We start from the raw sequence: 11,061 nt of genomic DNA, 5'->3' as shown, positions 1-11,061 counted from the left end.
CTCATGCCGTAGGTCGGTCTAGAGCGAAGCGGCAGCCGACATAGACGCGCCTGCTAGTCGGCTGCCGCTTCGCTCTAGACCGACCTACGGGGAACGGGAATCTGCCCAGTCAGCCTCAGGAGACTTCCGTTTCGGGGATCGTTGACTGATGGAAATACTAAGTGCGCTTTTCGCATTCCTCTATCAGGCGGGGGACGCCTTCGCGTTCCTTGTCCTGGCGGCGTGCGGGCTGGCGATCATCTTCGGCATGATGGGCGTCATCAATCTCGCCCATGGCGAGTTCATCATGTGCGGCGCCTATGTCACCGTCTTCGCCGTCCGGGCAGGGTTGCCGCTGCCGCTCGGCATCGCCTGCGGCACCCTTGCCGCCGGCCTGGTCGGCATCCTGCTCGAACTGCTGGTCGTGCGGCACCTGTACAACCGGCCACTCGACACCATCGTCGCGACCTGGGGCATCAGCCTGATCGCGACCCAGGGCGTGCTGATCCTGCTGGGATCGACGATGCGCGGCGTCGGGACCCCGCTGTCCAGCTTCACCTTCGGCGACTATTCGTACTCGCAGTACCGGCTGGTGCTGATGGCAGCCGCCGTGGTCGTGCTGGTGGCGCTGTACCTGATCTTCAACAAGACGCGGTTCGGCGTCCATGCCCGCGCCACGATCCAGGTTCCGCATATGGCGGAGGCGCTGGGCGTCAACACGCGCCTGATCTACTGCCTGACCTTCGGCCTCGGCTCGGCGCTCGCCGGTTTGACGGGCGGGCTTTATGCCCCGACCATGACCATGGTGCCGTCGATGGGCGCCACCTTCATCATGGAAGCTTTCGTGACCGTCGTCGTCGGAGGGGCCGACGTGTTCCTCGGCACGGCGCCCGCCGCTGCGGTACTCGGCGTCATTAAGGCGGCGATGACCTCGTGGCAGGGCCAACTGGCTGGCCAGATCAGCATGCTGATCGCCGTCATCGTCGTGATCCGCGTCCTGCCCAACGGGATTTCCGGCTGGCTGCTGAGGGAGCGCGGCTGATGCTGGCAAAGGCGAACAAGCTTCTCAACGGGCCGCAGACGATGGGCCGGGGGCCTGCGTTCTGGACCGGCTTCGTCGTGGTGGTGCTGGCGGCGGCGGCCTATCCGAGCTTCACGGATGGCTGGACCGTCGGCAACACGGTCTACTTCTTCAACTGGATCTTCATGGCATTGGGCCTCAGCCTGATCTGGGGCTACGGCGGTGCGCTATCGTTCGGCCAGACGGCCTTCTTCGGACTGGCGGGCTATGCCTACGGCGTCCTGACGCTCAACTACGGCAGCGACTACGGCTTCACGATCCTGGCCGTCGTGATCGCCGTGGCGGTGTCGGCGGTGTTCGCGGCGGTGCTCGGCTACTTCCTGTTCTTCGGCCGGATCAGCGGCGTCTTCCTCGGCATCGTCACGCTTTCGGTAACGCTGGTGTTCGAGCGGTTCATGGCGCAGACAGCCGGGCCGGAATGGCGGATCGGCGAAGCCCGGCTGAATGGCTTCAACGGCATGACCGGTATGCCGCCGCTGACCATCCCGTGGTTCGGCGGCGACATCGTGCTGTTCCCCGACGTGCAGCTCTACTACGTCATCCTGGCGCTGCTGGTCGTGGTCTATCTGGGCCTTCGGATTCTCGTGAACTCGCGGTTCGGCAATGTCCTGGTGGCGATCCGGGAGAATCCGGAACGGGCCGAAATGCTGGGCTACGACGTCCGCAAGTACCAGCTCATCGCCTTCATCATCGGCAGCTCGCTGGCGGGGTTGAGCGGCGTTCTCTACACCTCCTGGGGGCAGTACATCACGCCGTCCAGCATGGGCCTGACGGCGGCGGCGCTGCCGGTGGTCTGGGTCGCAGTGGGAGGACGCAGCGATCTGACCGCGACGCTGGTCGGCACCTTCGCCGTGCTCAGCGTCTTCCAGACCCTGACCATCTACGGCAGCCAGTACGCGCTGGTCGTGATGGGCGCGCTGCTGGTCGTCGTCGTGCTGTTCGCCCCCCAAGGCCTGATCCCCGGCATCGCCGGCCTGTCCCGACGCCTGAGGGGAGCCCGATGACCGCACTCCTCCAGACCATCGACCTGAACAAGCGCTTCGGCGGGCTTCGCGTCACCAACAACGTCAACTTCGAACTGAACGAGGGGGAGGTCCACTGCCTGATCGGCCCCAACGGCGCCGGCAAGAGCACGCTGTTCCGCCTGTTCCTGGGGGAGCATTCCCCGTCCAGCGGACGCATCCTATATGCCGGCGAGGACATTACGCACCTCAAGCCGTTCCAGCGCATCCGCAAGGGCATCAGCGTCAAGTTCCAGGTGCCCGGCATCTTCGCGGCGCTCAGCGTCCGGCAGAACCTGACCATTGCCCTTCAGCACCATCTGGAAGGGGCATCGCTGGACGAGGAGATCGCCCGCCTGCTGGAATTCCTGCGGCTGACCGCCTCGGCCGACATGCAGGCGGCCAGCCTCAGCCATGGGCAGAAGCAGTGGCTGGAAATTGGCATGGCGATCAGCCTGAAGCCGCGCCTGCTGCTGCTGGACGAACCGACCGCCGGCATGTCGCCCGACGAGACCTATGAGACGGGCGAGATGGTCCGCGCGCTGAACGCCGACGGCGTCACCGTGCTGGCGGTCGAGCACGACATGGCCTTCGTCCGCCAGATCGCCCAGCGGGTGACGGTCCTCCATTTCGGCCAGATCTTCGCCCAGGGCACGGTGGCGGAGATCACCGCCAACGACGCCGTCGCCGAGATCTACTTTGGACACGTCGATCATGATGACTGACGCGCACACCAACGGCTCCCTGCTGGCCCTGTCGGGATTGCGATCGGGCTACGGCGGCAAGCCCGTCCTGCAAGGGGTCGAACTGACCGTGGAGCAGGGCACCATCGCGGCGGTGATCGGGCGGAACGGCGTCGGCAAATCGACCCTGATGAAGACCCTGATCGGGCTTCTGCCTGCGATGGACGGGGCAGTGACGTTCGAGGGCCGCGACATCAGCGGCCTGAAACCGCACCAGCGCGCCCATCTCGGCATCGGCTACGTGCCGCAGGGCAGGGAGGTCTTCCCCCGCATGACCGTGGAGGAGAACCTGAAGGTCGGTGAGATGATCCACGGTGCGAAGAAGCCCGCCGACTATGATCGCGTCTACGATTTCTTCCCGATCCTGCGGGAACGGCGGAAACAGCGGGCGGGCACCATGTCGGGAGGCCAGCAGCAGCAGCTTGCCATCGGCAGGGTGCTGGTCGGCAGTCCGTCGCTGATCCTGCTGGACGAGCCGTCGGAAGGCATCCAGCCCAGCATCGTCCAGGAGATCGCGCGGATCGTGGTCGAACTCAACCGGTCGATGGGCATCACCATCGTCTTCGTCGAGCAGAACCTGGAGATGATCCGGGCCATGGCCCGGCACTGCTACGTCATGGACAAGGGCCGGATCGTCACGGAAGTGGCGCCTGAACAACTGAACGACCGCGAGACGGTACGCCGTTATCTCGCAGTCTGAGTTTCAATACTGAATACCAACCTGCGGAGGAATAAAGAATGTCCTGGCTGGAAACATCCATCATGGCCAAGCGGGGCGTCGCCGGCGGCAAGGAAACGTCGCGCCAGAAGATCACGATCGAGCAGCAAGGCAAGTTCCACTACGTCTACGGTCCCTATGCCGAGCCGGTGATCGAGGTCGAACCCGGCGCGGTGGTCGAGGCGGAAACCCACGACGCGTTCGAAGGCAAGATCAAGTCGGAAAGCGACATCCCGTCCGAACTGCTGAACGTCCCCTACCTGAACCCGCAGACCGGGCCGGTCTACGTCAAGGGCGCGAAGAAGGGCGACTGCCTTGCCGTCTACATCCACTCGGTCAAGCCGCGCGGACCGCAGCCGGTCGGCACCACCTGCCTGATCAAGGAATTCGGCGGTCTGGTCGGCACCACCAGCACGGCCCTGCTGAACAAGCCGCTGCCGGAGAAGGTCAAGAAGGTCAACGTGGACGAGAACGGCGTCTACTGGAGCGACCGCATCACTCTCCCCTATGAACCCTTCATCGGCACCATCGGCGTTTCGCCGGAGATCGAGGCGATCACGTCGCTTCAGCCCGACTATTACGGCGGCAACATGGACCTGCCGGACGTGGCGCCCGGATCGGTGATCTACCTGCCGGTCCAGACCGACGGCGCGCTGCTGTATGTCGGCGACTGCCACGCGATCCAGGGCGACGGCGAGTTGTGCGGCGTGGCATTGGAGATCCCCTCCACCACCACGCTCCAGATCGACCTGATCAAGGACCACAAGATCGCGTGGCCGCAGCTTGAGACCGAAGACATGTTCATGACGATCGGCAGCGCCCGCCCACTGGAGGACGCCGCCCGCATTGCCTATCGCGAACTGGTCCGCTGGTCCGCCGCCGAGTGGGACATGGACGAACTGGAGGCGTATATGCTGATCACCCAATGCGCCAAGGTGCGGCTCGGCAACATGGTCGATCCGAAATACACGGTCGGCGCCTCGGTCGCCAAGAAGTACTTCCGTTAGGTCTCGATAGTTCCGGCGGCGAGTGTGCTGCTCGCAGCCGGAGTTGCCAAAATCAAACCAAGGGCTGGAGAGCTTGATCTATGAGTAAACTTTTGCCGCGTAGGTCGGTCTAAAGCGAAGCGGCAGCCGACAAGCAGGCGCGTCGATGTCGGCTGCCGCTTCGCTTTAGACCGACCTACGGCAGGAGCGTCCTCATCGATTAACTTCTTCGGACCTTGGCATCACAGGGAGGCGTCGAATGGATCTCGGATTGAAAGGCCTGCGGGCCGTCGTGACCGGCGGGACCAAGGGCATCGGTCGCGCCATTGCGGAAACGCTGGCGGCCGAAGGGGCCGACGTGGCGATCTGCGCGCGCCATGCCGACGACGTCGATCAGACGGTGGCCGCCTTGAAGTCCAAGGGCGTCAATGTCATGGGCCGGGCGGTCGATGTGGCCGACGGGCCGGCGCTGGCGGCTTGGGTTGCGGACGCGGCGGTGGAACTCGGCGGCATCGACATCGCCGTTTCCAACGTCAGCGCCCTTGCCATCGGCACCGACGACGAGAGCTGGAAACGCGGCTTCGACATCGACATGATGGGGACAGTCCACCTGGTCAACGCCTGCATGCCTCATCTGGAAAAGAGCAAGGCGCCGTCCATCGTGACGATTTCCAGCGTTTCCGGACGGGAAATCGATTTTGCCGCCGGACCGTATGGAGCCTTCAAGGCGGCGCTGATCCACTATACGCAGGGGTTGGCGTTTCAGCTTGCCGGCAAGGGCATCCGCGCCAACTCCGTCTCACCGGGAAACACCTATTTCGAAGGCGGCGTCTGGAACCAGATCAAGGACGGCAATCCCGAACTTTACGCCACGGCCCTGGCGCTCAATCCGACCGGACGCATGGGCACGCCGCAGGAGATGGCCAACGCGACCGTCTTCCTCGCTAGTCCCGCCGCCAGCTTCATCACAGGGACCAACCTCGTCGTGGATGGCGCGCTGACCAGGGGAGTGCAGTTCTGATGATGATGATCTAACGGATACGTCCGTCAGTTTAATGTCATTTTCCAGAAAAATGTGCAAAAAGAAGGCCGCCTTTGCAGGCGGCCTGAAGTCTAGGGAGGAAACGCCCAAGAAGGCGTATGCGGCATGGTGACCGCACTGCAATAACTGCCTCAAGGCCGTTTGGTTCAATGAAAAAAGCGCAGAGAGCAATCTCTGCGCTAAATTTTTTAAGAGGAGCCCGGCATAAGCCGGGTTCCCAGTCTTTAACCGTGGCAGTCTAATTAAATTTTACCGCCACCGGCCTTTGCAAGTTCGTCGTTGAGCATTTTAACCATGTCAGCATTCGCTGCCGCCGAGTGCTTTTCGATAACCGGCTTGGCCTTTTCGCGCAGCTTGGCGATCTCATCGGCCGGCAGCTCGGTCACCTGCATGCCAGCCTTCTTCAGCTCGGCCAGCGCTTCCTCGCTCTGGCTGCGCGACACCTTGCGCTGGAAATCGCGCGCTTCGGAAGCCGCGTCCTGGATCACCTTCCGCTCGTCCTCGTTCAGCTTGTCCCAGGCTTTCTTGGACATGATCACGATCTGCGGATTGTAGATGTGGTTGGTGACGGTCAGGTACTTCTGCACCTCGAACATCTTGGCGGAAACGACGTTGCTGAACGGATTTTCCTGACCGTCGACCGTGCCGGTCTCCAGCGCGGTGTAAAGCTCCGGATAGGGCATCGGCACCGGGTTTGCTCCGAGCGCCGTGAACAGGTCGATGAAGACCGGCGACTGGAGAACGCGGATCTTCAGCCCGGCAATGTCGTCGGCCTTCGCCACGGGACGGCGGTTGTTGGTCAGGTTACGGAAACCAAGTTCCCAATAACCCAGACCGACGACACCCTTGGCGGGGAGGGCTTCCGCCAATTTGGTGCCGAACGGACCGTCCATGACGGCATCCGCCTGCTGGGGCGTCTGGAACATGAAGGGAAGGTCGACCAGCGAGAAGTCCTTCGACACGCCGCTCATCAGGCCGGCGTTCATGACGGACATCTCGACCGTCCCGCCCTGAAGGGCGGAGAGCGTCTGGACGTCTCCGCCCAGCGTCCCACCGGGGAAGAGCTTGATGGTGATCTTGCCGCCGCTCTTCTCCTTCACCAGGTCGGCGAACTTCTCCATGCCCTGCACCTGGGGATGGCCCTTCTGGTTCTGCGACGCGAACTTCAGGGTGTGGCTGTTGATCTCGGCTGCGGCGGGCTGTGCCAGGATCAGCAGGCCCGGAAGGGCCAGGGTGGCGGCGAGCCTGGAGAAGCGGTTGGACATGGTCTTTCTTCCTCCTGTGGAAACGTTGTTTTCTTTGGGGGTGCGGCTTAGCGGCCGGAGAAGAAGGCCGCCGGAACAGTGACGAGCGAGGGGAACATCACGAGCAGGAACAGGACGAACAACTGGGCCAGCATGAAAGGCCAGACACCCTTGACGACATCTTCCATGCTGATCTTCGCCACGCCGGCCACGACGTTCAGCACCGTACCCACAGGCGGAGTGATCAGACCGATCGCGTTGTTCATGATGAACAGCACGCCGAAATAGACCGGGTCGATGCCCGCTTCCCTGATCACCGGCATCAGCACCGGCGTCAGGATCAGGATGGTCGGGGTCATGTCCATCGCGGTGCCGACGACGACCACAAGAGCCATGATCGCCAGAAGCAGAAGCGTCGGGCTGTCCATAAGTGGTTCGAGCAGTTCGGTGACCAGGCTCGGCAGGTCGGCGACGGTGATCATCCAGGCGGAGACCATCGCGGCTGCCACCAGGAACATGACGACGGAGGTGGTTTTCGCGGCGGTCAGGAAGACATCGTAGAGATCGCTCAGCTTCAGCTCGCGATAGATCACCGTCGCGACGAAGAGCGAGTAGACGGCGGCCACGACGGCCGCTTCGGTCGGGGTGAAGATACCGAACTTAAGACCGAAGATGATGATCATCGGCAGCAGAAGCGCCCAGAAGCTCTCGCCGAAGGCACGGATCATGTCCTGCTTCGATGCGCGGGGCGGCGTGGTGAGTTTTTCCTTGCGGACGACCAGCGCCCAGGCGACGACGAGCGACAGGCCTAGCATGATGCCGGGCACGATGCCGGCCAGGAAGAGCTGGGTGATCGAGACGCCGCCGGCGACGCCGAACATGATCATGCCGATGCTGGGAGGAATGACCGGCGCGATGATGCCCGCCGACGCCACCAGGCCGCCGGAACGCGCCTTGTCGTGGCCCGCCTGCACCATCATCGGGACCAGCAAGGCGGACAGCGCCGCCGCATCGGCGACCGCCGACCCGGACAGGCTGGCCAGGATGACGGCCGCCAGAATGGCGACGTAGCCAAGCCCGCCTCGGACGTGACCGACCAGGGTCATCGCCAGCTTGACGATGCGCTTGGACAGGCCGCCGACGTTCATGATCTCGCCGGCCAGCATGAAAAAGGGAACGGCCATCAGCGGGAAGCTGTCGGCGCCGTTGATCACGTTCTGCGCCACGATCTGGGCGTCGAACAGATCCATGTTGTACATCAGCGCCACGCCGCAGATCAGCAGCGCGAAGGCGATCGGCATGCCGAGCGCCATGGACCCCAGCAGGGAGCCCAGGAAAATCGTAATCACCATTTCCGGTGTCCCTTACTTCTTGGCTGCGGTCGCGGTGAGTGCCTGAGGCTGACCGTGGTGTTCGATCATCTCTTCAAGCTCTTCGAGTTCCTCTGAATCGCGGACCATGACCAGATCGGCGTCGGTGGCCTTTCCGGTGGCGACGAGATAGAGGTTGTAGCAGAGGATCGCCAGGGCCGAGACGCCGAAGACGACGCCGACGCCGTAGAACAGGCCCATCGAGAACCCGGTCGCCGGAGCGGCGACGTCGATGTTGATCAGCGTCTGCGCCCAGCTGCCGTCGAGCATCAGCCAGGACACGTAGATCATCAGCACATGGCTGACGACCAGACAGATCTTCTTGCCCACGCTGGGCAGGCGGCGCACCAGCATGTCGACGCCGAGATGACCGTGTTCCCGCAGGGCCACGATGGCGCCCAGGAACGTCAGCCAGACGAACAGCAGGCGAGAGATTTCCTCCGACGCCGTGATGCCCATGTTGAAGCCGTACCGCAATACGACGTTGCCGAAGACCAAAACCACCATCGTCGCCAAACAAAGCGTGATAATGATCTTCAGCAACGTGAAATAGCCGTCGACTATTTTGTTCATTGTCCCCTCCCTCCGAATTCGGAACTTGCCGGCTGGCCGGCGTCTGCACGGCCCTCTATAGGGCGTGAATACCAGCCTATACAGCGCAGTCTACATTGATAGGAAGTGTCTGCGCATGCGTTCCGCATCTGGCTCGATGCCGGTAATAAGCTGAAATGCCCCGACCGCCTGAAAGACCGCCATTCCGCCGCCGTCCAGCGTCCGGCACCCAAGGCCGCGGGCGACTCTTAGAAGCTCGGTCTCCAGCGGGAAATAGACGATTTCGGCGACCCAGAGCGCCGGATGCAGCAGCTCCGCCGGCAGGGGCATGCCGGGAAGCTTAGCCATGCCGGTCGGGGTGCAGTGGATCAGCCCGTCGGCCTCGGCGACCGAACTTGCAAGGTCGGTCCCGGCGACCGCCCGGCCCGCGCCGAAGCGCGCCGACAGGTCGGCGGCCAAGCCGGCGGCCCGGGCGCTGTCCATGTCGAAGATCGTAAGCTGGCCGACACCGAGGTTCAGTGCCGCATGGGCGACGGCGGCGCCGGCTCCGCCTGCGCCGAGTTGGACGGCCCGATCGCGCTTGACGTCGGGCAATCCCCGTTTGAAGCCTTCGGCGAAGCCCCACCAGTCGGTGTTGTGGCCGTAGCTTCGGCCGTCCTTGAAGACGACGGTGTTGACGGCGCCCAACTGACGGGCATCGTCGGACAGCTCGTCCAGCAGGGGGATGATCGCCTGCTTGCAGGGATAGGTGATGTTGAGGCCGTTGAAGCCCATCCGCTTCGCGGCGGTCAGCAGCTCGGGCAGGGCTTCGACGCCCAGGCCAAGCTTGTCGATGTCGATGATCCTGTAGACGTAGCGGACGCCCTGCTCTGCGCCTTCGCGCTCATGCATCGACGGCGTGCGGGACGCCTGAATGCCGGACCCGATCAGGCCAGCCAGAAAGGCTGGTTGGCTCGACGTATCTGTCATGACATTCACGCTCCAAGCCGCTTGGCGAGGTGCTGAAGGGCCAGCGGATAGCCGTGGGTCCCAAAGCCGCAGATCACCCCGGCCGCGACGCTGGAGACGTAGGAGTGATGCCGGAACTCCTCGCGCCGATGGATGTTTGTAATATGCACTTCCAGGATGGGGCAGGTGCAGGCGGCAAGGGCGTCCATCACGGCGACCGAAGTATGGGACCAGCCGGCGGGATTGATCACGATGGCGTCGGCGGTTTCGCGCGCCTCGTGGATCCAGTCGATCAACTGGAACTCGGCGTTGGTCTGCCGGAATTCGATCATGAAGCCGAAATCGTTTCCAACCCGCCGGCATTCGGCTTCCACGTCGGCAAGGGTTTCGCGTCCGTAGATCTCCGGCTGGCGCTTGCCGAGCAGGTTCAGATTGGGTCCGTTGAGGACGAATATGGTGTGTGCCATTGAAGTGCTCCAGGCTGAGCAGCATGGGCTTAGCGCTACGGCACGCCGGAGAATTGTCCCGGCTGTCTGCTGGCCGTCGCGGCTAGATGGTCCTCCCAAACCGCCTGTTTTTTTTCTTGCGACAAAATGAACGGACTGGTACGTTCGTGTCAAGCAGAAATGTACGAACTGGTACGTTCATAAAAATCGGGTAGGCGGTTCTCGTCCGAATGGGAAGCCGGAAGCCCTGATCGCGGAGGAGGAAACGATGGTCGAAGAACCGTCATGCGTGTTCGGACGAACACGAAGCCGACGCAGCGTCATTTTCCAAGCAGTCAAAACAGCGGCTTCCGGTCTTCTATAGATTGGAAAACGCAGTCATTCCGACCGCTCGCCAGCGATGCGCGTTGGAAACCCGTCCCCGGACCCCTTCCAGACCAGCGACGCAAGTGGATTTGACGACTATGACCGAACAGCATTTCTCCTTCGCCAAGTCGATCGCCACCGTATCCCTCAGCGGCACCTTGCCGGAGAAGCTGGAGGCGGCAGCCGCCGTCGGGTTCGATGGGGTGGAAATTTTTGAAAACGACCTGCTGACCTATGACGGGTCGCCGGCCGATATCAGGCGGATCGCCGAAGGCCTGGGGCTGGCGATCACCATCTTCCAGCCGTTCCGCGATTTCGAGGCTATGCCCGAGAATATCCGCGTACGCAACCTCGATCGTGCCGAACGGAAGTTCGACATCATGCAGGCGCTCGGCACCGATCTGGTCCTTGTGTGCAGCAACGTACAGCCCAGCGCCATCGACGACGATATCAGGGCGGCGGCCGATCTGGCGGAAATGGCGGAGCGGGCATCGCGGCGCGGCCTGCGCGTCGGGTACGAGGCGCTGGCCTGGGGCCGGCATGTCAACACCTGGAAACACGCCTGGGCCATCGTCCAGAAGGCCG

12 protein-coding genes are annotated in these 11,061 nt (G+C 63.0%); 7 read left to right on the top strand and 5 right to left on the bottom strand.

Annotated elements, in window-relative coordinates:
- Positions 1-148: 148 nt before the first annotated feature.
- From AC5JJ6_RS15745 to AC5JJ6_RS15720, 6 genes are all read left to right on the top strand, one after another.
- The gene (locus tag AC5JJ6_RS15745) at positions 149-1,021 is read left to right on the top strand and encodes an ABC transporter permease subunit (RefSeq protein WP_496042963.1); all 873 of its coding nucleotides are present in this window, start codon (positions 149-151) and stop codon (positions 1,019-1,021) included.
- The gene (locus AC5JJ6_RS15740; RefSeq protein WP_496042962.1) at positions 1,021-2,064 is read left to right on the top strand and encodes a branched-chain amino acid ABC transporter permease; all 1,044 of its coding nucleotides are present in this window, start codon (positions 1,021-1,023) and stop codon (positions 2,062-2,064) included. Before AC5JJ6_RS15745 ends, AC5JJ6_RS15740 begins: the two co-directional genes overlap by 1 nt.
- A complete protein-coding gene (locus tag AC5JJ6_RS15735) occupies positions 2,061-2,786 on the top strand; it encodes an ABC transporter ATP-binding protein (RefSeq protein ID WP_496042961.1) in 726 nt (241 codons plus the stop codon). Before AC5JJ6_RS15740 ends, AC5JJ6_RS15735 begins: the two co-directional genes overlap by 4 nt.
- The gene (urtE, locus tag AC5JJ6_RS15730) at positions 2,776-3,504 is read left to right on the top strand and encodes an urea ABC transporter ATP-binding subunit UrtE (protein ID WP_496042960.1); all 729 of its coding nucleotides are present in this window, start codon (positions 2,776-2,778) and stop codon (positions 3,502-3,504) included. Before AC5JJ6_RS15735 ends, urtE begins: the two co-directional genes overlap by 11 nt.
- Positions 3,505-3,542: 38 nt before the next feature.
- Positions 3,543-4,529: an acetamidase/formamidase family protein gene (locus AC5JJ6_RS15725; protein WP_496042959.1), complete on the top strand. Its 987-nt coding sequence runs from the start codon at positions 3,543-3,545 to the stop codon at positions 4,527-4,529.
- Positions 4,530-4,767: 238 nt separating this feature from the next.
- Positions 4,768-5,529: an SDR family NAD(P)-dependent oxidoreductase gene (locus tag AC5JJ6_RS15720; protein WP_496042958.1), complete on the top strand. Its 762-nt coding sequence runs from the start codon at positions 4,768-4,770 to the stop codon at positions 5,527-5,529.
- Between the two features lie 263 nt (positions 5,530-5,792).
- Here AC5JJ6_RS15720 and AC5JJ6_RS15715 read toward each other — a convergent pair whose 3' ends face one another.
- The 5 genes from AC5JJ6_RS15715 to aroQ form a co-directional block, all read right to left on the bottom strand.
- On the bottom strand, positions 5,793-6,815 hold the full coding sequence (locus AC5JJ6_RS15715) for a TRAP transporter substrate-binding protein (protein ID WP_496042957.1): 1,023 nt from the start codon (positions 6,813-6,815) through the stop codon (positions 5,793-5,795).
- Between the two features lie 47 nt (positions 6,816-6,862).
- Positions 6,863-8,146 carry a TRAP transporter large permease subunit gene (locus tag AC5JJ6_RS15710; protein WP_496042956.1) on the bottom strand — a complete coding sequence of 428 codons (1,284 nt, stop codon included), beginning with the start codon at positions 8,144-8,146 and terminating at the stop codon, positions 6,863-6,865.
- Positions 8,147-8,158: 12 nt separating this feature from the next.
- Positions 8,159-8,737, bottom strand: a complete 579-nt coding sequence (locus AC5JJ6_RS15705) for a TRAP transporter small permease (protein WP_496042955.1) — start codon at positions 8,735-8,737, stop codon at positions 8,159-8,161.
- Positions 8,738-8,827: 90 nt separating this feature from the next.
- The gene (locus AC5JJ6_RS15700) at positions 8,828-9,685 is read right to left on the bottom strand and encodes a shikimate dehydrogenase (RefSeq protein WP_496042954.1); all 858 of its coding nucleotides are present in this window, start codon (positions 9,683-9,685) and stop codon (positions 8,828-8,830) included.
- A gap of 5 nt (positions 9,686-9,690) precedes the next feature.
- Positions 9,691-10,131, bottom strand: coding sequence for a type II 3-dehydroquinate dehydratase (gene aroQ / locus AC5JJ6_RS15695; RefSeq protein ID WP_496042953.1), 441 nt, complete (start codon positions 10,129-10,131; stop codon positions 9,691-9,693).
- 443 nt (positions 10,132-10,574) lie between these two features.
- Here aroQ and AC5JJ6_RS15690 point away from each other — a divergent pair.
- Positions 10,575-11,061, top strand: a 487-nt coding sequence (locus AC5JJ6_RS15690) for a sugar phosphate isomerase/epimerase family protein (RefSeq protein WP_496042952.1), incomplete at its 3' end; no start/stop codon positions are given.

The organism is Skermanella sp., from assembly GCF_059503625.1.
Note: the sequence above shows the minus strand (reverse complement) of the source record. Positions and strands in the feature narration are given on the sequence as shown.

Bases quoted from the DNA above. Each gene is read 5' to 3' on its own strand.
- AC5JJ6_RS15735 (WP_496042961.1), top strand. From the start codon at position 2,061: ATGACCGCACTCCTCCAGACCATCGACCTGAACAAGCGCTTCGGCGGG.
- aroQ (WP_496042953.1), bottom strand. From the start codon at position 10,131: ATGGCACACACCATATTCGTCCTCAACGGACCCAATCTGAACCTGCTC.
- AC5JJ6_RS15705 (WP_496042955.1), bottom strand. From the start codon at position 8,737: ATGAACAAAATAGTCGACGGCTATTTCACGTTGCTGAAGATCATTATC.
- AC5JJ6_RS15720 (WP_496042958.1), top strand. From the start codon at position 4,768: ATGGATCTCGGATTGAAAGGCCTGCGGGCCGTCGTGACCGGCGGGACC.
- AC5JJ6_RS15710 (WP_496042956.1), bottom strand. From the start codon at position 8,146: ATGGTGATTACGATTTTCCTGGGCTCCCTGCTGGGGTCCATGGCGCTC.
- AC5JJ6_RS15745 (WP_496042963.1), top strand. From the start codon at position 149: ATGGAAATACTAAGTGCGCTTTTCGCATTCCTCTATCAGGCGGGGGAC.
- urtE (WP_496042960.1), top strand. From the start codon at position 2,776: ATGATGACTGACGCGCACACCAACGGCTCCCTGCTGGCCCTGTCGGGA.
- AC5JJ6_RS15740 (WP_496042962.1), top strand. From the start codon at position 1,021: ATGCTGGCAAAGGCGAACAAGCTTCTCAACGGGCCGCAGACGATGGGC.
- AC5JJ6_RS15725 (WP_496042959.1), top strand. From the start codon at position 3,543: ATGTCCTGGCTGGAAACATCCATCATGGCCAAGCGGGGCGTCGCCGGC.
- AC5JJ6_RS15700 (WP_496042954.1), bottom strand. From the start codon at position 9,685: ATGACAGATACGTCGAGCCAACCAGCCTTTCTGGCTGGCCTGATCGGG.
- AC5JJ6_RS15715 (WP_496042957.1), bottom strand. From the start codon at position 6,815: ATGTCCAACCGCTTCTCCAGGCTCGCCGCCACCCTGGCCCTTCCGGGC.